At 63.8% G+C, this 23,756-nt stretch carries 22 protein-coding genes; 13 read left to right on the forward strand and 9 right to left on the reverse strand.

The features are described from left to right. Window positions 1-93 precede the first annotated feature (93 nt). From obgE to M1E10_RS05070, 10 genes are all read left to right on the forward strand, one after another. A complete protein-coding gene (gene obgE / locus M1E10_RS05025; RefSeq protein ID WP_499175294.1) occupies window positions 94-1,158 on the forward strand; it encodes a GTPase Obg in 1,065 nt (354 codons plus the stop codon). Next, complete coding sequence (gene proB / locus M1E10_RS05030) at window positions 1,155-2,333, forward strand: glutamate 5-kinase (RefSeq protein ID WP_499175295.1); 1,179 nt, start codon at window positions 1,155-1,157, stop codon at window positions 2,331-2,333. Before obgE ends, proB begins: the two co-directional genes overlap by 4 nt. Then, window positions 2,326-3,612, forward strand: a complete 1,287-nt coding sequence (locus M1E10_RS05035) for a glutamate-5-semialdehyde dehydrogenase (protein ID WP_499175296.1) — start codon at window positions 2,326-2,328, stop codon at window positions 3,610-3,612. Before proB ends, M1E10_RS05035 begins: the two co-directional genes overlap by 8 nt. Window positions 3,613-3,632: 20 nt before the next feature. Further along, window positions 3,633-4,238: a nicotinate-nucleotide adenylyltransferase gene (locus tag M1E10_RS05040; protein ID WP_499175297.1), complete on the forward strand. Its 606-nt coding sequence runs from the start codon at window positions 3,633-3,635 to the stop codon at window positions 4,236-4,238. A gap of 163 nt (window positions 4,239-4,401) precedes the next feature. Continuing rightward, entirely contained in the window at window positions 4,402-4,788 is a 387-nt protein-coding gene (gene rsfS, locus M1E10_RS05045) for an RsfS/YbeB/iojap family protein (protein ID WP_499175298.1), read from the forward strand. A gap of 106 nt (window positions 4,789-4,894) precedes the next feature. After that, complete coding sequence (gene rlmH / locus M1E10_RS05050) at window positions 4,895-5,377, forward strand: 23S rRNA (pseudouridine(1915)-N(3))-methyltransferase RlmH (RefSeq protein WP_499175299.1); 483 nt, start codon at window positions 4,895-4,897, stop codon at window positions 5,375-5,377. A 165-nt stretch (window positions 5,378-5,542) separates the two neighbouring features. Then, a complete protein-coding gene (locus M1E10_RS05055) occupies window positions 5,543-6,862 on the forward strand; it encodes a murein hydrolase activator EnvC family protein (protein WP_499177296.1) in 1,320 nt (439 codons plus the stop codon). Next, window positions 6,852-8,174, forward strand: a complete 1,323-nt coding sequence (locus tag M1E10_RS05060) for a S41 family peptidase (protein ID WP_499175300.1) — start codon at window positions 6,852-6,854, stop codon at window positions 8,172-8,174. Before M1E10_RS05055 ends, M1E10_RS05060 begins: the two co-directional genes overlap by 11 nt. 73 nt (window positions 8,175-8,247) lie before the next feature. Next, a complete protein-coding gene (locus M1E10_RS05065) occupies window positions 8,248-9,435 on the forward strand; it encodes a divergent polysaccharide deacetylase family protein (protein WP_499175301.1) in 1,188 nt (395 codons plus the stop codon). Between the two features lie 13 nt (window positions 9,436-9,448). Then, entirely contained in the window at window positions 9,449-9,976 is a 528-nt protein-coding gene (locus M1E10_RS05070; protein ID WP_499175302.1) for an RNA pyrophosphohydrolase, read from the forward strand. Window positions 9,977-10,004: 28 nt separating this feature from the next. On the opposite strand, the gene M1E10_RS05075 is transcribed toward M1E10_RS05070, so the two are convergent. Both M1E10_RS05075 and M1E10_RS05080 read right to left on the reverse strand, forming a co-directional pair. After that, on the reverse strand, window positions 10,005-11,117 hold the full coding sequence (locus tag M1E10_RS05075; RefSeq protein ID WP_499175303.1) for a Gfo/Idh/MocA family protein: 1,113 nt from the start codon (window positions 11,115-11,117) through the stop codon (window positions 10,005-10,007). A 12-nt stretch (window positions 11,118-11,129) separates the two neighbouring features. Next, window positions 11,130-11,834, reverse strand: coding sequence for a GntR family transcriptional regulator (locus tag M1E10_RS05080; protein WP_499175304.1), 705 nt, complete (start codon window positions 11,832-11,834; stop codon window positions 11,130-11,132). 106 nt (window positions 11,835-11,940) lie between these two features. Here M1E10_RS05080 and M1E10_RS05085 point away from each other — a divergent pair, with 106 nt between their 5' ends. From M1E10_RS05085 to M1E10_RS05095, 3 genes are read left to right on the forward strand one after another with little or no spacing between them, the layout of a single operon-like run. Then, on the forward strand, window positions 11,941-13,098 hold the full coding sequence (locus M1E10_RS05085; protein ID WP_499175305.1) for an LLM class flavin-dependent oxidoreductase: 1,158 nt from the start codon (window positions 11,941-11,943) through the stop codon (window positions 13,096-13,098). Further along, entirely contained in the window at window positions 13,098-13,991 is an 894-nt protein-coding gene (locus tag M1E10_RS05090; RefSeq protein WP_499175306.1) for an aldo/keto reductase, read from the forward strand. The genes M1E10_RS05085 and M1E10_RS05090 overlap by 1 nt, the downstream gene beginning before the upstream one ends. Further along, window positions 13,991-14,518: a flavin reductase family protein gene (locus tag M1E10_RS05095; protein WP_499175307.1), complete on the forward strand. Its 528-nt coding sequence runs from the start codon at window positions 13,991-13,993 to the stop codon at window positions 14,516-14,518. The genes M1E10_RS05090 and M1E10_RS05095 overlap by 1 nt, the downstream gene beginning before the upstream one ends. A gap of 109 nt (window positions 14,519-14,627) precedes the next feature. Here M1E10_RS05095 and M1E10_RS05100 read toward each other — a convergent pair whose 3' ends face one another. From M1E10_RS05100 to bglB, 7 genes are all read right to left on the reverse strand, one after another. Further along, complete coding sequence (locus tag M1E10_RS05100; protein WP_499175308.1) at window positions 14,628-15,734, reverse strand: ABC transporter ATP-binding protein; 1,107 nt, start codon at window positions 15,732-15,734, stop codon at window positions 14,628-14,630. Window positions 15,735-15,744: 10 nt separating this feature from the next. After that, window positions 15,745-16,797, reverse strand: a complete 1,053-nt coding sequence (locus M1E10_RS05105; RefSeq protein ID WP_499175309.1) for a carbohydrate ABC transporter permease — start codon at window positions 16,795-16,797, stop codon at window positions 15,745-15,747. Then, window positions 16,797-17,831 (reverse strand): carbohydrate ABC transporter permease, encoded by a 1,035-nt coding sequence (locus tag M1E10_RS05110; RefSeq protein WP_499175310.1) that lies wholly within the window; start codon window positions 17,829-17,831, stop codon window positions 16,797-16,799. The genes M1E10_RS05105 and M1E10_RS05110 overlap by 1 nt, the downstream gene beginning before the upstream one ends. Window positions 17,832-17,925: 94 nt before the next feature. Continuing rightward, the gene (locus tag M1E10_RS05115) at window positions 17,926-19,194 is read right to left on the reverse strand and encodes an ABC transporter substrate-binding protein (RefSeq protein ID WP_499175311.1); all 1,269 of its coding nucleotides are present in this window, start codon (window positions 19,192-19,194) and stop codon (window positions 17,926-17,928) included. Window positions 19,195-19,246: 52 nt separating this feature from the next. Next, complete coding sequence (locus tag M1E10_RS05120) at window positions 19,247-21,721, reverse strand: hypothetical protein (RefSeq protein WP_499175312.1); 2,475 nt, start codon at window positions 21,719-21,721, stop codon at window positions 19,247-19,249. Window positions 21,722-21,731: 10 nt separating this feature from the next. Next, a complete protein-coding gene (gene kduI, locus M1E10_RS05125; RefSeq protein WP_499175313.1) occupies window positions 21,732-22,568 on the reverse strand; it encodes a 5-dehydro-4-deoxy-D-glucuronate isomerase in 837 nt (278 codons plus the stop codon). Further along, on the reverse strand, window positions 22,565-23,665 hold the full coding sequence (gene bglB, locus M1E10_RS05130; protein WP_499175314.1) for a glycoside hydrolase family 88/105 protein: 1,101 nt from the start codon (window positions 23,663-23,665) through the stop codon (window positions 22,565-22,567). Before bglB ends, kduI begins: the two co-directional genes overlap by 4 nt. Window positions 23,666-23,756 lie beyond the last annotated feature (91 nt).

The following is a 23,756-nucleotide window of genomic DNA, read 5'->3' on the forward strand; positions in this document are numbered from 1 at the left end:
TAATCTTTGACCTCCGCCTGCACGGCCTATATCGAACCCGGACAATGTCTATGACAATGGCATTGCCGCTAACACAAGACTGATGGCAGTAAGATGAAGTTTCTCGACGAAGCGAAAGTTTACATCCGCTCCGGCGATGGCGGCGCAGGCGCCGTGTCGTTCCGGCGCGAGAAGTTCATCGAGTTCGGTGGTCCCGATGGCGGCGACGGCGGCCGCGGTGGCGATGTCTGGGTCGAGGCGGTCAACGGCCTGAACACGCTGATCGACTTCCGCTTCCAGCAGCACTTCAAGGCGCAGATCGGCACCCATGGCATGGGCCGCAACCGCACCGGCGCCAACGGCGAGCATGTGACCCTGAAGGTGCCGGTCGGCACGCAGATCTTCGAGGAAGACAACGAAACGCTGATCGTCGACCTGACCAAGGAAGGCGAACGCTTCCGGCTTGCCAGGGGCGGCAACGGCGGCTTCGGCAACACCCATTTCAAGTCGGCGACCAACCAGGCACCGAACTGGGCGAACCCGGGCCTCGAGGGCGAAGAAAAGACCATCTGGCTGCGGCTGAAGCTGATCGCCGATGCCGGCCTCGTCGGGCTTCCCAACGCCGGCAAGTCGACGTTTCTCGCAACCGTGACCCGCGCCCGGCCGAAGATCGCCAACTATCCGTTCACGACGCTGCACCCAAACCTCGGCGTGGCGACCATCGACGAGCGCGAATTCATCCTGGCCGATATTCCGGGCCTGATCGAGGGTGCCCACGAAGGCGTCGGCATCGGCGACCGCTTCCTCGGCCACGTCGAACGGACGCGGGTGCTCCTGCATCTGGTGTCTAGCGTCGAGGAGAACGTCGGCAAGGCCTATACGACCGTCAAGCACGAGCTGGAAGCCTATGGCGGCGGCCTGATCGACAAGCCGGAGATCGTTGCGCTGTCGCAGATCGACGTGCTGGACGAGACGGAGCTGAAGAAGAAGGCCAAGGAGCTGGAGAAGGCCTGCGGCCGCAAGCCCTTCCTGATCTCTGCCGCCACCGGCAAGGGCATGACCGATGTGCTGCGGGCGCTGCGCGATGTTATCGTCAACGCGGGCGGCGACACGGCGCTGCCCGACCGCAGTGCGCGGTTCCTTCAGGACGACGACGCCTCCGAGGACGATGCCGGATGAGCGCATCGCGCAGATCGCTTGCCAGCCACCGCCGGATCGTCATCAAGATCGGCTCGGCTCTGCTTGTGGACCGCAAGAGCGGCCTCAGGACGGAATGGCTCGACGCGATCTGCACCGACATCGCGCATTTGAAAGCCAAAGGCGTCGATGTCCTGGTCGTCTCGTCGGGCGCTATCGCGCTGGGGCGCACCGTGCTGGATCTGCCGTCCGGTGCGTTGAAGCTGGAGGAAAGCCAGGCGGCCGCGGCCGTCGGCCAGATCGCGCTGGCACGCGCCTGGTCGGGTAGCCTGTCGCGCGACGCCATCGTCGCCGGACAGATCCTGCTGACGCTGGGCGATACCGAAGAGCGCCGCCGCTATCTCAATGCCCGCGCCACCATCAACCAGCTCCTGAAGATAGGTGCGATTCCGATCATCAACGAAAACGACACCGTGGCAACTTCGGAAATCCGCTACGGCGACAACGATCGCCTCGCCGCACGCGTGGCGACCATGACGGGAGCAGACCTTCTGGTGCTCCTCTCGGATATCGACGGCCTCTACACGGCACCGCCGCACCTCGATCCCAACGCGCGGTTCCTCGACACGATCGCCGCGATCACGCCGGAAATCGAGGCCATGGCCGGCGGCGCCGCATCCGAACTCTCGCGCGGCGGCATGCGCACCAAGATCGACGCCGGCAAAATCGCCACGAGTGCCGGTTGCGCCATGATCATCGCCTCCGGCAAGACGGAACATCCGCTGAAGGCCATCGAGGACGGCGCCCGGTTTTCCTGGTTTGCCCCCTCGGCGACCCCCGTCACGGCCCGCAAGACCTGGATTGCCGGGCAGTTGCAGCCGGCCGGCGAACTGGTCGTCGATGCCGGCGCCCAGAGAGCTCTCGACGACGGCAGAAGCCTGCTGCCCGCCGGTGTCGTCTCTGTTACCGGCCATTTTCACCGAGGCGACACCATCGCCATCATCGGCCCCGACGGCCACGAGATCGCCCGCGGCCTGGCAGGATACGACGCCGATGAAGCGCGCCGGATCACGGGACGCAAATCGGCGGACATCGAGGCCGTTCTCGGTTACGCCGGACGGGCCGCCATGGTGCATCGAGATGATATGGTCGTGACGCGCTCGGGACGACAGGACGAAGACAAACAGGGTTCGAAAGAGGAAGCCGCCCATGCTTGATCTGGTGGCCCATGCGGCAGAAGACGTCACCGTGCTGATGGACCGGATCGGCCGCCAGGCGAAAACCGCGGCGCGCGCCCTTTCGACGGCCTCGCCGGATGCAAAGAGCCAGGCTCTGCGGGCCATGGCCGAATCTATCCTAGACGCAAAGCAAGAAATCCTGGTCGCCAATGCCGAAGACCTGAAGCAGGTCGAGGGCAAGGGCCTGCAGCCGTCCTTCATCGACCGGCTGACGCTGACGGAGACGTCGATCGAGGGCATGGCCCAGGCGCTTCGCGAGATCGCCGCGCTGAAGGACCCGGTCGGCGATGTGATCGGGGCCTGGGAGCGCCCGAACGGCCTGAAGATCGAGCGCGTTCGCACGCCGCTCGGCGTCATTGGCGTCATTTACGAAAGCCGCCCCAATGTGACCGCCGATGCCGGTGCCCTGTGCCTCAAGGCCGGCAATGCCGTGATCCTGCGCGGCGGCTCGGACTCGCTTGCTTCTTCGCGCGCCATTCATCGCTGCCTGGTTGCGGGGCTGAAGGCGGCCGGCTTGCCCGAGCACGCCATCCAGATCGTGCCGACCGTTGATCGTGCCGCTGTCGGTGCCATGCTGGGTGGCCTCAACGGCGCGATCGACGTGATCGTGCCGCGCGGTGGCAAGAGCCTCGTCGCCCGCGTCCAGAGCGAAGCGCGCGTACCCGTCTTTGCCCACCTCGAGGGCCTCTGCCACATCTATGTGGATGCGTCGGCGGACCTCGAGATGGCCAGGCGGATCGTCGTGAATGCGAAGATGCGCCGGACCGGCGTTTGCGGCGCAGCCGAAACCCTCCTCATCGATAGCGCCGCCATCGGCAGCCACCTGATCCCCATCCTGACAGCACTGGCCGAGGCAGGCTGCGAAGTGCGGGCATCTGCAGCTGTCCTCAAGGTGGTTCCGGGACTGAAGCCCGCATCCGAAGAGGACTGGCGCACCGAATATCTCGACGCCGTCATCTCGGTTGCGATCGTCGACGGCATTTCGGGTGCGATCGCCCACATCAACACCTATTCGTCCAACCATACCGAAGCCGTCATTGCGGAAGATCCTAAGGTCGTGGAGCGCTTCTTCAACGAGATCGACTCCGCCATCCTGCTGCACAACGCCTCCACCCAGTTCGCCGACGGCGGCGAGTTCGGAATGGGCGGCGAAATCGGCATCGCCACAGGCAAGATGCATGCGCGCGGACCGGTGGGCGTCGAGCAGCTGACATCCTTCAAATATCGGGTGCATGGCACCGGTCAGATCCGGCCCTAGCCGCCGTGACAGAAGAGCGCATGGATCGGCAATATCTTTCGATGCCGCATGTCCAGCCCGGCATGGTGGTCGGCCTGTTCGGCGGCTCCTTCAACCCGCCCCATGAAGGCCATCTACTGGTTGCCGAGATCGCACTTCGACGCCTGGGACTGGATCAGCTGTGGTGGATGGTGACGCCCGGAAACCCACTGAAGAGCCGATCCGAGCTTGCGTCCCTCGCCGATCGGATCGCAATGAGCGCAAAGCTGGTGCAGGATCCCCGCGTCAAGATCACGGCGTTCGAGCAGGCTCTGGGCGGACCCTATACGGCCCATACACTTTCGCATATCGCTGCCCGACATCGCGGCGTGCATTTCGTCTGGATCATGGGGGCCGACAGCCTTCGATCATTCCATCGCTGGCAGAAGTGGCAGTCCATCGTCCGCACCTTCCCCATCGCCGTAATCGACCGCCCCGGTTCGACCCTCTCCTTCCTGTCGTCGAAGATGACGCGCACCTTTGACCATGCCCGCATCGACGAGGACGACGCCGGCATCCTGTGGCGGAAACCGGCGCCTGCCTGGACGTTCATCCACGGCCCTCGCTCGGCCCTAAGCTCGACGAACCTGCGCCTCGGCGTGTCCTGAAGCCGATTCCGAGCTTCAATCACGATTTTCGCAGATATCTTGAAAGATTTACATTTCGATGCCACCTTTGATCAGCGGCCGGGAAGCCGGATTCGCTGACAGTGCTGTAGCTGTTACCTGCAAGAAAGGACGAACCCTGACAACAGTACACACCAAGGGAAAGATGCACGCCATCCTCCCGCAGAGCACAGAACGTGGCGCCGATGCCGCTGCCCGTGCTCTCGAACTGGTCCTCGCAAGCCTTGAGGACTCCAAAGCAGAAGATATCGTCACCATCAACATCGCCGGCAAGTCCGCACTGGGAGACTACATGGTCGTAGTGTCCGGGCGCTCGAACCGTCACGTCGCAGCCATTTCGGATCACCTGATTTCCGACCTGAAGGACGACGGCCTGGGAACAGCCCGCGTCGAAGGTCTCGAGGCGGGAGACTGGGTGCTGATTGACAGTGGTGACATCATCATCCATGTGTTCCGCCCCGAAGTCCGGGAGTTCTACAACATCGAAAAGATGTGGTCCGCTCCCGACCTCGAGGAAGAAACACGGCACTGATCCGCGCGCAGGCGCCCCCTGCCGCCGGTAAGAGCGATACGCTAGCGGCTGCGCCTTGCGCGCATGCCGACCAGCAGATGACGGGCCGGACGCCGGCGGGACAGACATGCGCATCAGCCTCTTTGCCGTCGGTCGGCTGAAAGCCGGACCGGAGAAGGATCTCGCGTCTCGCTACCTTGATCGGTTTGCCAAAGCAGGTCCGGCAATCGGGCTGGAACTGGTCCGCGTGACGGAGGTCACGGAAAGCAAGGCGACCAACGCGGAGACCCGCAAACGCGACGAGGCCACGGCACTGGAAAAGGCCCTGCCCGATGGCGCCCTGCTCGTGCTTCTCGACGAGCGCGGCAAGTCCCTCGACAGCGAAGCCTTCGCACACACTCTGGGTCGCTTCCGCGATGGCGGCAAGCGCGACCTGATGGTGGCAGTCGGAGGGGCCGATGGGCTCGACCCCGCCCTTTACGCCAGGGCCGACATGGTTCTCAATCTCGGCAGCATGACCTGGCCGCACCAGTTGGTGCGCATTCTGATCGCCGAACAGCTCTATCGCGCCGTCACCATCCTGTCCGGCCATCCCTACCATCGTGTCTGACCCGTCGATCAGACACACGTGGATGTTTGTGGCCACGGCGCGCAAATCAGCATAGGTTTGCCCGGCGCGGCAACCGGAACGTCTATGAGCTCAGCTTCACGCCATTTCCTGTCTTCAAGGCTGCCCGTTTGGGCCGCTGCGTCTGCGCTCGCCCTTGTTCCGCCAATGACATCGGGGCGCACTGCGGCCTATGCGCAGCTTGTGGAACAGCCTGCCACGCCAGCCGATCCGGCGCTGGACCTGGAGCGCAAGCGCGATGAGGCGCGACAGGAACTCGAAGATCTCAGCGGCACGATCAGCCTGTCCGTCGGAAAGGCCGAATCCATCGAGCAAGACATCGCCGAACTGGAAAAGACCACGGCCAATCTGCGCCAGGCGCTGATCGAGTCCGCCGCACGCCGCAAGGACCTGGAAGAGAAGATCCGCGCCAGCGAGGAAACGCTTGCGAGACTCCGGCTGAGAGAAGCCGAGATCCGAACGTCCCTGCGCGGTCGTCGCGATGTTCTGGCCGAAGTTCTCGCCGCCCTGCAAAGGATGGGGCGCAATCCGCCTCCCGCGCTGCTCGTCACCCCTGAAGACGCACTTGCGTCCGTCCGAAGCGCGATCCTTCTCGGCGCAGTGGTTCCCGGGATGCGCGCTCAGGCAGAAAGACTCCATGCCGATCTCCAGGCGCTGACCACGCTCCAGGCACAGGCTACCGCGGAAAGAGCCTCGGTGTCGGACACCATCGCCGCAAGCCTTGAAGAAGAAAAGCGCATGGACATGCTGCTCGCCGAGAACGAGAAGCTCAGCCTCCAAAGCACTGCGGAGCTGGAGGCCGAGCGTCGCCGGTCGGAAGAACTGGCGGAACAGGCCACGAGCCTGGAAGGGCTGGTCCAGTCGCTGGAGGGCGAGATCGCCTCAGTGCGGGAAGCTGTGGAACAGGCCAGACTGGAAGAAGAACGCCTGCGCCAGTTGTCTCAAGCCGAGCGGGAACAGGCCAGGGAGCGGGCCCAGAACGCCTTGCCTGACAAAAACCGCATTGCACCGGCATATGCGTTTTCGAGCCTCGAGCGAAAGCTTGAGCTACCGGTAGCCGGCGACATTCTCCGGAAATTTGGTGATGCGGACGGGACTGGACACACGGCTGTAGGAATGACGGTGGCTGCAAGCCCAGGCTCCGTGGTAACGGCACCGGCAGACGGTTTGGTCGTCTTTGCCGGAGCTTTCCGGAGCTACGGGCAGATGATCATCCTGAACGCGGGAGACGGTTATCACGTCGTGCTTGCAGGCATGGACGACGTGAGGACACGGCAGGGCAGATTTGTGCTGTCGGGCGAGCCAATTGCCGTGATGGGTGCGAAAAAGGTGGCGAGCGCTGCAGTATTGACGCTGGAAACCGATCGACCAACACTTTACATTGAATTCAGGAAGGACGGTTCACCAGTAGATTCGAAACCATGGTGGACTGCCAAGGAAAGCGGAAGGGCACGAAATGATTCGTAAGGCTTCTCTTGTGATCGTCGGTGCGCTGATGGGTGCTACGGCCATGAGCGTCATCTATTCGGCTGGAGTGCCTGCGCAGGCTGCAGGCCCGTCCACCTATAAGGAACTGTCGATCTTCGGCGACGTCTTCGAGCGCGTCCGCGCGCAGTATGTGACGCCGCCGGATGAGGAAAAGCTGGTCGAGAATGCCATCAACGGCATGTTGACCTCGCTCGATCCGCATTCGAGCTTCCTGAATGCCCGTGACGCCGAAGACATGCGTACGCAGACCCGCGGTGAGTTCGGCGGCCTTGGCATCGAAGTCACCATGGAAGACGAACTCGTCAAAGTCATCGCACCGATCGACGACACACCAGCGTCCCGCGCCGGCATTCTCTCGGGCGATCTGATCGCCGAGATCGACGGCACCGCTGTTCGCGGCCTTAAGCTTGAGGAAGCGGTGGAGAAGATGCGCGGCGCGGTCAACACGCCGATCAAGCTGACCGTCATTCGCGAAGGCGCCGACAAGCCGCTCGACATCACGGTGGTGCGCGACATCATCGCCGTCCGTGCGGTCAAATCCCGTGTTGAAGGTGACGTTGGCTATGTGCGCGTGATTTCCTTCACCGAGAAGACCTACGACGACCTCGAAAAGGCGATCGAAAAGATCAAGGCCGAAGTGCCTGCAGACAAGCTGAAGGGCTACGTCCTCGACTTGCGCCTGAACCCGGGCGGCCTGCTCGATCAGGCGATCAACGTCTCTGACGCCTTCCTGGAGCGTGGCGAGGTCGTATCGACCCGCGGCCGTAATGCGGACGAAACCCGGCGCTTCAACGCCGGCCCGGGAGATCTGACCGACGGCAAGCCTGTGGTCGTGCTGATCAACGGCGGCTCGGCTTCGGCTTCGGAAATCGTTGCAGGCGCTCTGCAGGATCTGAAGCGCGCCACCGTTTTGGGAACGCGTTCCTTCGGCAAGGGGTCGGTCCAGACGATCATTCCGCTGGGCGAAAGCGGCGCATTGCGCCTGACCACTGCGCTCTACTACACGCCGTCCGGCACCTCGATCCAGGGCACCGGCATCAAGCCGGACATCGCGGTGGAGCAGCCGCTGCCCGAGGAACTGCAGGGCAAGGTCCGCGCCGAAGGCGAATCCAGCCTGCGTGGCCATATTCCTGGACAGAACGAGACCGACGAGGGTTCCGGCTCCGTCGCCTATATTCCGCCGGAAGCCAAGGACGACATCCAGTTGAACTACGCGCTCGACCTCCTGCGCGGCAACAAGACGGATCCGAGCTTCCCGCCGAGCCCGGATAAGGCTGCTGCCAAGCAGTAACGAACCTCTTTGAGAGGGAGCCGCATGGTCGGCTCCCTCTTTTTATCACAGACCACCCGCGGACAATTTCCTCTTGGGCACCGATCTTCACGCACCGCTCGGACGAGAAAAGCCGGCCGGCAAACGGCGACGCCTGCGGCTGCCCCCCCTTTTCTTTTTTTCGCTAATATCCGTCGCGGCGATCGTCGGCCTGTCTGTCTATTCCATGATGGGCGAGGCCGCTCTCGAAGGGACGCAAACCGCAGCCGTCGCGGTGCCCGCCGAAACGGCAGAGTCTGTGCCCGGGCCGGCAGCCCCCGAGGCGGCCGAAAGCCTGCGCAGGGCCAACCCGCAATCCGGTGCCAACGTGGAGCGGACGCTGACGGACGACGGCAATGTGGTGACGACCTATTCGCCGCGGTCGCGCGCCGGCGACGGTCCGGTGATCGTCGGCACGCCGCGCATCGGCCAGGATCCGAGGCTCGCGGGCACACCCAACGAAGACCTTCTTGAAGAGTCACCCTATGGGCAGCTTCCCGTTGTCGGCGAAGACGGCTTGCGTCCCATGGACCAGTATGCCCGTCCGTGGTCGGGTGCGCGCGGAACGCGCATCGCCATCGTCGTCGGCGGTCTTGGTCTCAGCCAGACGGGGACCCAGAAGGCAATCGAGGACCTGCCTGCGGAGGTCACCCTCGCCTTTGCCGCAAGCGGCAACAGCCTTCAGCGCTGGATGCAGGTTTCGCGCCGCGATGGCCACGAAATCCTGATCCAGGTTCCTATGGAACCCTTCGGCGCGCCCGACGCCAATGCCGATCCTGCGACGCTGCAGACCGGCCTTCCGCCGGAGGAAAACCTGGGGAGGCTTCACGAGGCGCTGGGCAAGATCAGCGGCTACACCGGGATCATGAACTACCTTGGCGGTCGGCTTCTGTCGGATCCCGACACGCTGGAGCCCTTGCTTCGCGACGTGACCACACGGGGTCTGCTCTTCCTCGACGACGGGACATCGGCCCAATCCACCAGCGGCACCATCGCCAAGGCCATCGAACTGCCCCACGGTTTCGCCGACATGACGCTGGACGCCCAGCTGGAAAAATCGGCGATCCTGAAGAAGTTGGACGACCTGGAGCGGCTTGCCCTGCGCAAAGGCAGCGCCATCGGCGTCGCCTCCGCCTTCGACGAAAGCGTCGAGGCGATCCGCCAGTGGGTCGAGGAGGCGGGCAACCGCGGCATAGAAATCGTCGGCGTCTCGGCTCTGGTCGACGACCCTGCAGACTATTGATCGAGATCGAATGATGAGCAAACAGCCGTTGAGACCCGAAGACCTCCCCTATCGCCCCTGCGTCGGCGTGATGATCCTGAACGAGAAGGGCCTGGTCTGGGCCGGCAGGCGGATCGCCGAGGGCAACAGCGAGTACGATGGTTCGCCGCAGCTCTGGCAGATGCCGCAGGGCGGCATCGACAAGGGCGAGGATCCGCTGGCGGCCGCTTACCGGGAACTCTACGAGGAAACCGGGATGCGCACGGTCAAGCTGATCGGCCAGTCGCGCGACTGGATCAACTACGACCTGCCGGCGCATCTCATCGGCATCGGCCTCAAGGGCAAGTACCGGGGCCAGACGCAGCGCTGGTTCGCCTTCCGGTTCGAGGGCAACGAGGACGAGATCCAGATCAACCCGCCGCCCGGCGGTCATTCGGCAGAATTCGATGCCTGGGAATGGAAGCCGATGCAGGATCTGCCCGGCCTGATCGTTCCGTTCAAGCGGACGGTCTACGACCAGGTGGTGGCGGAATTCGCGCATCTGGCCCAGCAGCCCGTCTGAGCCTCGACACCTGCAGGGAAGGCATCACCTATCCCGCGGCGGCAAGCTTCATGGTCGAGAACTCCACCGCCTTGCCGGTCATGGCCGACTGCTGCGCCGCAAGCCCCATCTTCACGGCCCAGCAGCCATCGTCCAGCGTCACTTCGATCGGCCCCTCGCCACGAACCTTCCTCGCAAACCGCAGGTGCTGGTAAAACGTCGATCCATTGTGGTCGCCCGCCTCCAGCAGTTCCGGATCGACCGGTATCTCCACCTTTCTTGGCCCCTTGGGCTCACGCGGCGAGACGATGACCTGCGCCACCGGCGGCTCGCCCAGATGCTCCGGCCAGAAGCGCCCGGGGCCCGGAACCTTGCACTCGATCTTGCCCATGGGGCCGATGGCAGAAATCTCCTCCTGGTAGCGGGCGCCTTCGGCGAACATGCAGAGCTCCAGCATGGCGCGTGCACCGGAGGCGAAATCGACGATCACATAAGCATGGTCCCAGATGTCGGGCGTCCGGCCCTCATGGACCTCGTCCAGATGGTTGACCGCCTGCCCGCCCGAGGCCATCACACGCACAGGATCCGACTGCAGGATGTGGCGCATCAGATCGAAGAAGTGGCAGCATTTCTCGACGAGCGTCCCACCCGTCTGATCGTTGAAGCGGTTCCAGTCGCCCACCTTCTGAAGGAAGGGAAAGCGGTGCTCGCGGATGGTGAGCATGCGGATGCCGCCAGTAGCAGCATTCGCCTCTTCGATCAGCCGCGTCACCGGCGGCATGTATCGATACTCCATGGCGACCCAGATCGGCGCCGGATAGGCGTGGCGAAGTGCCTCCACCCGCCGCATCTCCTCCGGATGGGTGAAGAGTGGCTTTTCAACGAGCACGGGAAGCGGCCGGATCGACGCGATCCTCTCAAGCTGCCCTAGGTGATACTGGTTGGGACTGGCGATCAGCAGGCAGTTGACCGCATCGACAGCCAGAAGCTCTTCGATGGTATCGACGAAAATTGCTCCGGGTGCGGCTTCCGCTGCGCGCGCCCGCATGGTGGCATCCGGCTCCAGGATGACCGCCACCTCCGCATCCGGCAGCAAAGCGATATTGCGCAGATGCTCCTGCCCCATCATGCCGCAACCGATGACACCGTAGTTCAACTTCATCTTCCACACACCCTATTTGAGCCGCGACACGTAACGGGCGACAGCATGGTCAAGCCAGGTGCGGGAAACCTCCGCACGCCTGCCGTCCTGCGCCTCGCTGATCCTGAGAATATGGACGACCGGAGCCCCCTGCTCCGGCCCGAAGCCGTCCGGGCTCCAGTCCGGGACGACATCGAGCCCGATCCGGTCTTCCGCCCGCGCAATCCAAAGGCCGATCCGGGTGCGATAGTAGAGGTAGAGGGATTCGGAGAGGTCTTCCAAGGCGACATGATCGATGTAACCGCCGTCCAGCCAGATCTCCTCGATGGCCGCCACCTTTCCCGAAAGACGGCGGAGACGGCGGATCCGATGTCCCTCGGAACTCGTCCCGAATTCCGGGAGGTCGCCAGGCTTGGCAAGCCGCTCCACGCTCAGCACTTCAGCTGTGGGAAGCCCGCCGCCCTCCAGCAGTTCCAGGCGGAACATGGCGTAGACGCTTTTCGGATCGCTGATGGCGCGGACATAATTGCCCGATCCCTGAACCCGCTCCAGCATCCCGCGCGACTGCAGTTCCGACAGCGCTTTCCGAAGGGTGCCGATGGCGATCCCCAGCCGTTCCGCCATCTCCCGTTCCGGCGGCAGCTTCTCTCCATCGATCAGCCGCCCTGCCGCGATGTCGCGGATCAGAAGCTCGGTGATCTGAAGATAGATCGGAAGACTGCCGGCGGGCTGGTTCATGAGGCTTGTCAGGGCTGGTTGTGGGGCTCACCAAATTGATACACTATTGATTTACATCAAGGCGGATGCTACGCAAGAGGAAAATCGTGATCGGGAGAGATTTTTCATGACAGTCGTGCCGGTTCGTTCTGCCGACCTTGATGCCGCGGAAGTGTCGTGGTTCGCGGCCCTCTGTTCCGATGACTACGAATATCTCGGCGTGCCGGACGGGACGCTGAGATCAAGCTGGGAGCACTGCTCCGGCATCGTCCGCAAGGCGGAAGCTCTTGGCTTCCGCAACATCCTCTGCCCCTCCTCCTACCAGGTCGGTCAGGATACCCTGAGCTTCGTTGCCGGCTGCGCGCCGATCACCGATCGGATCAACATGCTGGCCGCCATCCGCTGCGGCGAGATGCAGCCCATCATGCTGGCCCGCACCGTCGCCACGCTCGACCACATGCTGAAGGGGCGCCTGACGCTCAACGTCATCAGCTCGGATTTTCCGGGCGAAGTGGCCGACAGCGCCTATCGCTACAAGCGCAGCCATGAGGTCGTGCAGATCCTGCGCCAGGCCTGGACGCGCGACACGATCGACCACGACGGCGAAGTCTACCGGTTCAAGGGCGTATCGACCGAGCCGGCCCGGCCCTACCAGCAGAACGGCGGCCCGCTCCTCTACTTCGGTGGTTACTCACCCGATGCGCTGGAACTGTGCGGCGCGCAGTGCGACGTCTACCTGATGTGGCCCGAGCCGAAGGAGCAGCTCGCGGAGCGCATGCGGGCAGTCCATGCGCGAGCTGAAGCGCATGGCCGCATGCTGGACTACGGTCTGCGCGTCCACATGGTCGTTCGCGACACCGAGCAGGAAGCGCGCGAGTACGCCGAGCATCTCGTCTCGAAGCTCGACGACGAATACGGCAAGCTGATCCGCTCACGGGCGCACGACAGCATTTCGCTGGGAGTTGCACACCAGGCGCGGGCCCGGGAACTGGCCGATCAGTTCGGCTATGTGGAGCCCCATCTCTGGACCGGCATCGGTCGCGCCCGCTCCGGCTGCGGTGCGGCGCTCGTCGGTTCCGTGGATCAGGTGCTGACGGAAATCGAGGCCTATCGGAAGATGGGGATTCGCGCCTTCATCTTTTCCGGCTATCCGCATCTCGACGAGGCGGAACACTTCGGCACGAAAGTGCTTCCCCACCTGAAGACCTGCTCGCTGCCGCATGCCTACGGCCGCGTCCCGAACGAAACCCCGGCGACACCGCTGGGCACTGGAGAACGCCACTGATGGACCGCATTTCCCTTTCGCCAGACCTGACCGTCAGCCGCATCATCTACGGCATGTGGCGGCTGGGCGACGCTGTAGACACCTCCCCCGCCCACGTTCAGGCCAAGGTGGAGGCGTGCCTGGAGCAAGGCATCACCACGATGGACCAGGCCGACATCTACGGAGGCTACACGGCGGAAGCCATCTTCGGCGGAGCCCTGAAGGCGGCACCGCATCTGCGCGAGAAGATCGAGATCATCACCAAATGCGGCATCGTAGTTCCGGCCGGTCGTCATTCCGCGTCTCGGGTCAAGCATTATGACACCAGCGCTGCGCACATCGCCGCCTCGGTCGAAGCTTCGCTGCGCGACATGGCGACCGACTATGTCGATCTTCTTCTCATTCACCGCCCCGATCCACTGATCGACCCCGACGAGACGGGAACGGCGCTCGATGAACTGGTCGCATCCGGCAAGGTGCGCGCCGTCGGCGTCTCGAACTTTAGGCCTTGGGATTTCTCGCTGCTGCAGTCTTCGATGGAGACACCCCTCGTCACCAACCAGATCGAAGTGAGCCTTCTCGCCACCGATGCCTTCGTCAACGGCGACCTTGCCTATCTCCAGGAGCGGGTGATCCCGCCGATGGGCTGGTCGCCGCTTGGTGGCGGCGCGCTGTTCTCGGGTAACCATCCCGCACTGCAGGCCAGGCTTCAGGCGCTTGCGGCCGAACAGGGCGTCGAGCCGAGTGCGGTCGCGATCGCCTGGCTGCTGCATCACCCCGCGCAGATCCTGCCCGTCATGGGCACCAACAATCTGGACCGCATCCGCAGCCTTTCGGATGCGGCCAAGGTGACGCTGGACCGGCAGACCTGGTTCGAACTCTATACCCTGGCGATCGGCAAGGAGGTCCCCTGATGACGAGCACCACGGATAGCACCGTCTCCTCGGAAATGCTGATCGTCCCGGAGCAGGGCGACCAGCGCGCCTATAGGAACGCGCTTGGGAGTTTCACGACCGGTGTGACCGTCGTCACTGCCATGGCCGACCAGGGACCGATCGGCATGACGGTCAACAGTTTCGCCTCCGTCTCCCTCGACCCGCCCCTGGTGCTCTGGTCGCCCGCCAAGAGTTCGACGAAGCATGCGCTGTTTACCGCAGCGACGCATTTCGCCGTCCACGTTCTCGGTGCCGAGCAGGATGCCCTGTGCAGCGCTTTTTCGCGCGGTGGCTCCGCTTTCGCCGATTTGCCATGGACGCTCAACACGGAAGGCACACCCATACTGCCGGGCACGATTGCCCGCTTCGAATGCCGCCGCTCCGAGGTCCATGACGCTGGCGACCACACGATCATTCTCGGCAGGGTGCTGAGGGTGGCGCTGCGCGACGGCGAGCCGCTGTGCTTTTCAAGAGGCATGTTCGGGCGTTTCGCCGAACGAAGCTGATTTTCGTCAGAATTTCCTTATGCACCACGTAGATTAGCCCCACCCGCGGGCTGATCACTCACGTTATCTCTTTGTAGAATATCCGGCGGTGCACCCGCCGCCGCTGCGCTCAGGCGGACAGACGGCGTAGCGTGCCGGTGGTCGAGAAGATCCGCATGCCGTTCTCGTCGAACAGATGCAGCGGAGCCGCCTCGAGATCGAGAGGCACTTCGTCGCCCGCCTGGTAGCGCTGCTGGCCGGGCAGGACCGCCATCAACCTTTCGCCGTTGATCTCGCCATGGATCACCGTCTCCGAGCCCAGCGCTTCCACGAGCCGAAGCTTGACCTTCGGGCTTGCGGCGTCGGCGCTGACGGTCAGATGCTGAGGTCGAACGCCCACCGTCAGTTTCTGTCCCTTGGCGAGTGACCCTTCCACCGGGAGATGGAGCCTGACGCCGCCCGCCACGGAGATAATGGCCGAATCCCCGGTGCGCTCGATGACCTCTCCCTGCAGGAAGTTCATGTGCGGCGCGCCGATGAAGCCGGCGACGAACCGGTTGGCGGGCGTGTTGTAGAGCTCGAGCGGCGTACCGACCTGCTCGATCCGCCCGGCCCGCATCACCACGATCCGGTCGGCGAGCGTCATGGCCTCCACTTGGTCATGGGTCACATAGATCATCGTCGACGACAGCCGCGCATGGAGAGCGGCAAGTTCCGCCCGTGTCGAGACCCGAAGCTCGGCGTCGAGGTTGGAGAGCGGCTCGTCGAGCAGGAAGGCGACGGGACGGCGCACGATGGCACGGCCGATCGCCACCCGCTGGCGCTGACCGCCGGAAAGCTGGCCGGGCCGACGGTCCAGATAGGCATCGATCTCCAGCATGCGGGCCGCTTCGCCGATCCGTTCAGCGACTTCGGCCTTCGGCATCTTGGAGTTTTCCAGCCCGAAGGCGAGGTTCTGGCGCACCGTCATGTGCGGGTAGAGCGCATAGGACTGGAAGACCATGGCGAGCCCCCGTTCCGCCGCCGTGACGTCGTTGACGCGCCGGCCGTCGATGTCGATGCTGCCGCCGGTCACCTTCTCCAGGCCGGCGATCACCCGCAGCAGGGTCGATTTCCCGCAGCCCGACGGACCGACGAAGACAATGAGTTCGCCGTCATCGATATGCAGGTTGATATCGTGGAGCACGTCGATGGCGCCGAAGGACTTCTTGATGTCGGTGAGCGTTATCTGGCCCATTTGCGGATCCTCATTTCAGTCCGGTGCCGGCAATGCCGGTGGTGATGAAGCGTTGCAGGAAGATGAAGACGAGGACGACCGGGATCATGGTGACGACCGTCATGGCCAGGATGAAGTGCCACTGCACGTTCAGCTCGCCCGCGTAGATGCTCAAGCCCACCTGCAGGGTGTAGAGTTCGCGGCGCGAAAGCACGATCAGCGGCCACAGGAAGTCGTTCCACCGCCAGACCACCGAGAAGATGGCGAGCACCGCAAGTGCGGGCGCCGCCAGCGGCAGTACGATACGCCAGTAGATCTGCCACTCGGAGGCCTTGTCCATGCGGGCGGCATCGATGAGCTCGTCCGGGATCGTCAGCATGTATTGCCGCAGGATGAAGACGCCCGTCGGCGTGGCGACCGTCGGCAGGATCACCCCCCAGAGGTTGTTGAACAGGCCGATCGCCGAGATGATCGAGTAGAGCGGCACCATGATCACCGAGAGCGGCACCATGAGCGTCGCCAGGATGATCAGCATGGCCACCGACCGACCTTTGAACTCGTACTTCGAGAGAGCGAAGGCGGCCATCGAGTTGACGACGAGGGTGATCAGCGTCGCCGTCACCGTCACGAACACCGAGTTCCAGAGATACTGGACGAAATCGAACTGCACGAAGGGTTCGGTGTAGTTCTCGGTGGCAAACGACATGGTGCGAACAGGCGTCCGATCGCCGATGTTGACGCGGATGATCTCGCCCGGCGCATTCGGATCGACCATCTGGCTGACGATCCCGATCCGCCGCACCTCGGCCAGCACCTGCGTGCTCCCGTCCGGCAAGGTCGCCTCGTAGAGCGCCAGCGGCTGGTCGTAACCCTCGACCTGAACCTGCTGCGTCACATAGGGCAGGATGGTGGGCGGAAACTCGGCAAGTGCCGCGGGTGACTTGAACGAGGAGAAGCCAAGCCAGACGGCCGGGCCGAACATGATCAGCAGCCCGCCGACGAGCCAGACCCAGGTGACGATATCCGTCCAGTGCCAGCCCTTGCCGCCCCGGCGGCGGAAGATGAACCGTAAAGCAGCGCCCATTATGTCTTCCCCTTCTTGGGTTCGGTCTTGCGGCCAATACCGAGCTGGAACAGCGTCAGGACCACAAGCACCAGCCCCATCAGGATCGAGGCCGCAGCCGCCAGCCCTGGATTGCGTAGCTGCGAGGCAAAGCCGGTCTCGTAGATGTACTGCGTCAGGAACATCGTGCTGGTGCCCGGTCCGCCGCCGGTCAGGACATAGACCTCGTCGAAGACCTGCACCGCCTTGATCAGGGCGAGCACGACGACGACGAGCAGGTTCGGCGCCAGCAGTGGCAGCGTGATGCGCCAGAAGACGCGTGAGGCCTTCGTCCCGTCCATTTCGGCAGCTTCATAGAGATCCTTGGGGATCGCCTGCAGGCCGGCCAGCAGGATCAGCGCGTAGAAGCCCATATGCGCCCAGATCGAGACGCCGACGGCTGCGACGAAGGCCCAGGTGCGGTCGGTCAGCCAGTTGTGCGGCTCCATGCCCATTTCGAACAGCGCGAAATTCAACAGGCCCTGCCGCTGCAGGATCCATTTCCAGATCAGGCCGACGACGACCGGCGACAACAGGACGGGGAAGAAGAAGACGGCACGCCAGAAGGAGCGGGCCCTGAGTTCACGGTTGAGGATCAGGGCCGTACCGAGCGCGACCAGGATCATCAACGTCACCTGCAGCACGACGAACCAGCCGGTATTGCCGACGGCGGTCCAGAAGGCATCCTCCTGGCAGGACATCGGATCGAGGTAATTGGAGCATTCGAACAGGCGGTCGTACTGGTCGAGCCCGATGAAGGTGCGGTCGGCCAGAAAGAAGGCCGTGCCGCCCGTCATCGAGTAGACGAAGTTGATCGCCAGCGGCAGCAGCACGAAGATGCCGAAGATCAGCATGTTCGGCGCCAGGAAGAAGATCGCCATGCCGGAAATGCCGGTGGCCTTCTGCAGTGCCCGCAGGGGGATGTCGATCACGCCCATGACGAGTTTGACGGGCGCGAGAAGGATCGATCCGAACGAGCGCGATGGCGCGGGGCTGCCGGCAGCGGGCGGTGTCATGCGGCTCCTCCAGTGGGCAGATAATCACGAATCCAGAGTTGAAGCTCTCCCCCGCGGGGGAGAGCCAGTCTTGGCAGATCAGGCGTGATGGCCATCAGAGGCCGGCATCCTTGACCTTCTGGGCGATGTCGGAATCGATGCGGGCAAATGCGTCCTCGAGCGACAGCTCGCCCGCCAGCGTCTGGCCGACACGGGTGACAATGGCGGCATAGACCGTATCGGCCCAACGCCATGCCGGCAGCTTCAGCGCCGTTTCCGAAGTTGCCTTGGACGCCTCCACAAAGGTCCCGAGCGCGGCCTTGGCCTGCTCGTTGTCCGTCTGGAAGTTCAACCCGCCCTTCTCGACGACCCCCTTGTGGGCAGGCAGGAACAGCGTGCGCTCGGAGAACTCGCGAACGATCTCCTCCCGCGCCATCCAGTCCATGAAGGTGGCCACTTCTTCCGGGTTCTTCGTGTATTTCACCGCTACAAGCGCGGCGCCGCCCGGCATGCCCGTGCAGGCAGCGGGGCCGCAGGGGCTGCCGGTGGCGACCCAGTCGAAGTTGTTACCGATCTTGGTGGTCAGGTTCGCCACCTGCCACGAACCAGAGTAGTAGAATGCAAGCTGGCCGTTGATGAAGTCCTCGGCCGCGGCACGATAGGTGTTGCCGGCCGCAGATACCCAGACGTCCTTGGCAAAGACACCTTCTTCGGTCCAGTTGACGAAGCTGGTCAGGAAGTCCTTGGCACCCTGGTCGAGAGGGGCGGGCTTGCCGTCCTCTCCGATGTAGTTGACGCCGTAGGACAGCATTGGAGCGGTAAGCCGATGGCCGGAACGGTCGATCGCCATGGCGAACGGCACCTGCTGGCTGTCGGCCACCTGCTTGGACGCTGCCGCCCATTCCTCCCAGGTTGCCTGCGGACCCGGCATGGCGACCCCCGCCTGGTCGAACAGTGTCTTGTTGGCAAAACCGCCGGTCAGCGTCAGCTGCGTCATGAAGCCGGAAATCTGGTCGGAGCCGTCGGGTCGCATCCAGTCGGCCTTGTCGCCGAAGTTCTCGTCCCAATAGGCGGGATCCTTGACGAGCGGACGAAGGTCCAGCCAGTGCTTGGCCAGATCCTTGATCGCCGTGACGCGCGCGACATCGGGGCCGTTTCCGGCTTCGAGCTGCACCGGCAGCTGCTCCTTGATGACGCTGTAGGCGACATTGTCGAGAATCACGTTGATGCCCGGATTTTCGCTCATGAAGCGATCGACGAGATCCTTCATGACTTCGCCCTCTACGCCGTCCGAGTACCACATGACCCGGACGTCGCCGGCGCTGGCGGCCGTGGATGTCAGAAGTGCGAGCGCAAGTCCCGCAATGATGGATTTGGTCTGCATGCTAGTTCCTCCCTTTGGTGGACAGGGCCTCCTCCCGTCCGGTTGTTGCGGATCAAAGCATAATTGCTTCACCCGTGACGGTATAATCACTTCGCTGAATCCGACGCCCCTCCGCATCGACGGAGCCGTCCGGATGGAAGCGCACGGCGCCGTATTCGGGATCGTCGATTACCAGAATGCCGTCGGCCTCTCGGCTGACGGCGAGCGTTGAAAAGCGATGTTCGACGGATGACAGGTCGTCTGCCTCGCAGACGCGAACAATCCAGCGGCTCGTCATCCCGTGTTGGCGCAGCTCATTTCCTGCCGATGGCCCCTCCTCCACCGCCACGAGATCTCCGCTGCCCTTGAGGAACAGCGCCCCGCGGCCGCTTCTGGCGAGCGCCGTATCGCCGGACACGCGCACCTCATCGAAGTCGCCTTGCGGAAACCAGGCATGGGTGAAATCCGGCTGCTCCGGCTTCAGCGTGAATTCGGCGACCGCAAGGCCGCGGTACTGCTGCACCCGCGGCACGGTCCCGCATCCGCCCCAATAGGACGGACGCCCGTACCCGAACTGGATGCTCTCGCCCGGATGGTTGATCCAGACGGCCGCCTCCGGCTTTTCGCCGAGCCGCAGGTGAAGCACCGTTTCCTGGTAACCCCATTCGTCCCACCGGTAGTGGACCGTGGATCCCATGGCGAAATGTTCGCTCTTGTAGTGATAGAGCGCCGCAAAGCTGCCGTCGCCCTGCGCGAACCGCCATTCCTGATGCTGGGTCGTCCGGTGGTCGGCGATGGCCTCCAGCGCCGGCGGGATCTCGAGCCCGTGGTCGCGCAGGCAGACGGCCAGCTGCGGCAGGGCATGCACGCGCCGTCCGTACCAGCCCTTGCCCCAGAGCAGACGCGCCACCCCGGAAAGCTCCAGCGAGCGGCCGGCGCAAAGCGTGTGCTCGTAGGATCGGCCCTGGGCCGCCGTGACCATGCCGTGATGTGCCGACCGGGCGATGATCTCGCACAGGCGCACGATGCCCGCCTTGGCGCGCTCGGCGATGTCCTGATCCGGCGAAAGTGCCGCAAGTGCGGTCAGCCCCTTCAGGTCGATCGGGAAATAGGGAGCCGAGTTGAACTCCGCCATCTCCCACTTTTCGAAGTGATCGAGCCAGTCTCGCACACGGGCGGCACCCACCTTGCTCTGCTCGGCGCCTGTACGCCCCGAGCGTACGAAGGTCGCCTCGGGAAGCAGGTGGCCGGCGAGATAGGCGGAGGTGTGGAACAGCAGCGCGTGGTTCTCGGAAAAATACCACTGCACGTCGTTGCCCGGCTCATCCATCCAGTAGCGATAGTGGAGGATGGCGGCGTCGATCCGGTCCCGTGTCGCTTCGCCGATGTCGCCGCCCCAGGCGGTGCGCGACCAGAGCAGCGGCACCAGGGAGAAATCCGCGCAGTCGTGGCAATCCTCGATCGACGGCAGGATCTCCTCGATCATCGCGTCCGTATCATCGCCGCCGCGACCACTCGCCAGGCGCGCGAAGGCGCGGACGGTATCGCGCTCGGAATGCTCCGAAACCTCGTCCAGCGTTTCCACGATCCGGTCGGAGAGCGTCGCCCCAGCCTTGCCCTGCCGCTCCGTGTGGCAGATCTCCACGCCGAGCGAGCGGGAGGCGACGAACCCGCCCGTGCTCAGGGTGACCCGGAAATGCCGGAAGTCGGCGGGCGCGCGGTCGGACGGCCCGATGGCAAGCGTCCTGGCACCGGCGGGCAGCGTGAAGTCGTCGTCGAAGCGCTCCCTCGACATGAAGTCGCCTTCGATGGCGACATTCGCATGAACCTCCACCGGCAGCGGCTTAGGAAGGTGCAAGGTGATGTCACCGCCGAAGTAATGCGGCCGGTCGAAATGCATGCCGTCCAGCGCCGTCTCCAGGCTTTCCGCTACCGAACCCGCGACGGGCACGGGCAGCGACAGCCGGGCCTTCGGCCCGGAGAGATAGTCGAGCTGGAAGAAGTAGCGCGCGTCGCGCTCCGCCAGATCGTCGAAGAAGATGGTAACCTCGTTCAGCCCCGCCACCAGCGGCAGATCGAACTCCTGCTTCACTTCCAGATTGCGGCTGTAGGGCGCCATCCAGCCGATCTCGCTGCCGTTGGCCCAGATCACCGCGCCACCGCAGGTTCCAAGGCGGATCCGGGCAGTACCGGCGGCTTCGGCGTCGATGTAGGTGCGCACCCAGGTCGAAAGACGGGTCGGGCGGAACCAGAAGCCCGACAGATCGAGCCTCGGCGACCCGAACGGCAGCCACCAGCGCTGGGGCTCGAACTCCCCGCGGACTTCAGGCCGCTTCCCACGAAAGGTATCCGCAAAGATCGTCCGGCACGGATATTCGTGTGGAATGAAGTTCTTGACCTTCGTCAGGAAGAAGAAGGGGTCCATCTCACCCTTCATCGGCGCATCCGGCACGTCGAAGCGCTCTTCGGCGACGGCTCCGATCTGCCAGTAACGGATCGGGTCGCCGGCGTTCAGCGTCTTCTGCATCCAATGGGTCTGTGCGTTCATCGCAATCTGCTCATCTCAGTTCGGAAAGGGCCACCGGGGCGACGTCGTTGTATTCCTGGTTTTCTCCCGTCATACCCCAGACGAAGGCATAGGGACCGGTGCCGGCTCCCATGTGGATCGACCAGGCCGGAGAGAGCACGCCGTCGCCATCGGCAACGACCAGATGCCGGGTTTCCTCCGGCCGTCCCATCAGATGGATGACCCGATCCTCGGGCGAGAGATCGAAGTAGCAGTAGGCTTCCATCCGCCGCTCGTGCAGATGTGGCGGCATGGTGTTCCAGATGCTGCCTTCGGCAAGATCCGTAATCCCCATCAGGAGCAGGCAGGACGGCGCAACCTGCGGATGGATATACATGCGCAGCCGACGCTTGTTCGACCGCCGGGCTTCGCCGAGATCGAGCGGCTTCGATTCCGCCTGCGTGATGAGGCGGTGCGGGATTTCGGCCCCGGCCGGGACCGAGTTCATGTAGAAGCGCGCCGGCGTGTCCGAAGACGCGCTCGATGCCGCGATCTCCTGCGCACCGCGGCCGACGTAGAGCACGTCGCGGTTCTCGAGCGTGAAGCTCTGCCCGTCGACGGTGATCGTGCCGGTGCCGCCGAGGTTGGCGATCCCCATCTCGCGTGCGGACAAAAGGAAGGGTGTACCGATCTCCTCGCCGCCGCCGAAGGTCAGCGTCTTGGTGGACGGCATGGCACCGCCGAGGATGAGGCGATCCACATGCGTATAGACGAGGCGAACCTCATCCGGCTGGAACAGGCCTTCGACCAGGAACTCCGCCCTCAGCCGTTCGGTGTCATAGCCTTTGATGTCCTCAGGACCCGCTCCGTAAAGTACCTTCATCGTCATGCGGCCTGTTCTCCTGCGTCTGCGTGGCGAAGCGCCTCAGAAAGGCAGAGGATCGATAGCGCCTGACCGTAACCGGTCGGCTGGATCGGGATGTCCCTGTAGAACTGCAGGTCGTGGCCCATGCGCGTACCATAGGAGACGTTCAGCACCGTGCCTGTCTCGTCGATATTGCGCATGACGGCCTGTGCCGCTTTCAGACCTGCGGCCTGCCAGGCCCGTCCACCGAGCCCCAGCCGGTGGCCTTTCAGCAGGCCATAGCCGATCCCGGCGGTGGCGGAAATCTCCTCGTAGGAGGTCGGATCGTCGAGCAGAGTGCGCCAGGCGCCGGAACTCGTCTGCAGGGGGAGCAGCGCATTGACCTGCGCCACCAGCACGCCCCGCAGGAAATCCTCGACCGGCTTCGGCAGTTCGGCGAGATCGAAGAGGTCCAGCATCCCCGCCGTGATCCAGGCGTTGCCGCGGGCCCAACGTGCCTCGGCGAAATTATGGCGACCATCGAAGGTCCAGCCGTGGAACCAGAGCCCGCTTCTGGTATCGGCAAGGTAGCGGGAATGCACCATAAACTGACGCGCGGCCTCATCCACCAGCTCCCGTCGTCCGCTGGCCTGACCGTAGGAGGCCAGGAACAGCGCCACCATGTAGAGCGTGTCGTCCCAGAGTTCGTGATGGTTGATCTTGTCCGACACGTGATGCTCGAAGGCACCTTCCTCCGTGCGAGACATATCGGTCATCACGCGGTTGGCCCAGTCGTCCAGCGGCTTCTGCCAACGGGGGTCGCGGGTTTCCCGCCAGAGGACGGACAGTCCCAGCATCGGCGCGGTCGTGTTGACGTTGAGGGAGGGAAGCCCGGCAGAAAGTCGTGCGGAATACCAGTCCTCGACAAGCTGCTTCAGATCCTCCCGCCCGGTGAACAGCCAGAGGCGGATCAGCCCATAGAGGCCGACGCCCTGTGGCCATTCCCAGCTGTCAAAGGAGATGTAGTCGCCGGCGGTGCCGTCGAGATTGGGCTCGTCGAAACGTCCGTCGTGGCGCAAGCCCGTCATTCCTGCCACCAGCAGGTCCAGCTTGCGACGGATGTCTCCCGCCGGTTCATGCATGCCATTTCCTCCCAGACTGTTCAGGCTATCCGAACAGACCGCTCTCCAGGCGGCGAGTGAATGTAAGCATTTGAAAAATTCTTGCGCAATC

The sequence above is a fragment of the Rhizobium sp. PK7-22 genome (genome assembly GCF_056530405.1).

Bases quoted from the DNA above. Each gene is read 5' to 3' on its own strand.
- M1E10_RS05090 (WP_499175306.1), top strand. From the start codon at position 13,098: ATGGACCGCATTTCCCTTTCGCCAGACCTGACCGTCAGCCGCATCATC.
- M1E10_RS05120 (WP_499175312.1), bottom strand. From the start codon at position 21,721: ATGAACGCACAGACCCATTGGATGCAGAAGACGCTGAACGCCGGCGAC.
- proB (WP_499175295.1), top strand. From the start codon at position 1,155: ATGAGCGCATCGCGCAGATCGCTTGCCAGCCACCGCCGGATCGTCATC.
- M1E10_RS05105 (WP_499175309.1), bottom strand. From the start codon at position 16,797: ATGGGCGCTGCTTTACGGTTCATCTTCCGCCGCCGGGGCGGCAAGGGC.
- M1E10_RS05095 (WP_499175307.1), top strand. From the start codon at position 13,991: ATGACGAGCACCACGGATAGCACCGTCTCCTCGGAAATGCTGATCGTC.
- M1E10_RS05040 (WP_499175297.1), top strand. From the start codon at position 3,633: ATGGATCGGCAATATCTTTCGATGCCGCATGTCCAGCCCGGCATGGTG.
- obgE (WP_499175294.1), top strand. From the start codon at position 94: ATGAAGTTTCTCGACGAAGCGAAAGTTTACATCCGCTCCGGCGATGGC.
- rsfS (WP_499175298.1), top strand. From the start codon at position 4,402: ATGCACGCCATCCTCCCGCAGAGCACAGAACGTGGCGCCGATGCCGCT.
- M1E10_RS05055 (WP_499177296.1), top strand. From the start codon at position 5,543: ATGACATCGGGGCGCACTGCGGCCTATGCGCAGCTTGTGGAACAGCCT.
- M1E10_RS05070 (WP_499175302.1), top strand. From the start codon at position 9,449: ATGAGCAAACAGCCGTTGAGACCCGAAGACCTCCCCTATCGCCCCTGC.
- rlmH (WP_499175299.1), top strand. From the start codon at position 4,895: ATGCGCATCAGCCTCTTTGCCGTCGGTCGGCTGAAAGCCGGACCGGAG.
- M1E10_RS05110 (WP_499175310.1), bottom strand. From the start codon at position 17,831: ATGACACCGCCCGCTGCCGGCAGCCCCGCGCCATCGCGCTCGTTCGGA.
- M1E10_RS05085 (WP_499175305.1), top strand. From the start codon at position 11,941: ATGACAGTCGTGCCGGTTCGTTCTGCCGACCTTGATGCCGCGGAAGTG.
- kduI (WP_499175313.1), bottom strand. From the start codon at position 22,568: ATGACGATGAAGGTACTTTACGGAGCGGGTCCTGAGGACATCAAAGGC.
- M1E10_RS05100 (WP_499175308.1), bottom strand. From the start codon at position 15,734: ATGGGCCAGATAACGCTCACCGACATCAAGAAGTCCTTCGGCGCCATC.
- M1E10_RS05060 (WP_499175300.1), top strand. From the start codon at position 6,852: ATGATTCGTAAGGCTTCTCTTGTGATCGTCGGTGCGCTGATGGGTGCT.
- M1E10_RS05080 (WP_499175304.1), bottom strand. From the start codon at position 11,834: ATGAACCAGCCCGCCGGCAGTCTTCCGATCTATCTTCAGATCACCGAG.
- M1E10_RS05115 (WP_499175311.1), bottom strand. From the start codon at position 19,194: ATGCAGACCAAATCCATCATTGCGGGACTTGCGCTCGCACTTCTGACA.
- bglB (WP_499175314.1), bottom strand. From the start codon at position 23,665: ATGCATGAACCGGCGGGAGACATCCGTCGCAAGCTGGACCTGCTGGTG.
- M1E10_RS05035 (WP_499175296.1), top strand. From the start codon at position 2,326: ATGCTTGATCTGGTGGCCCATGCGGCAGAAGACGTCACCGTGCTGATG.
- M1E10_RS05075 (WP_499175303.1), bottom strand. From the start codon at position 11,117: ATGAAGTTGAACTACGGTGTCATCGGTTGCGGCATGATGGGGCAGGAG.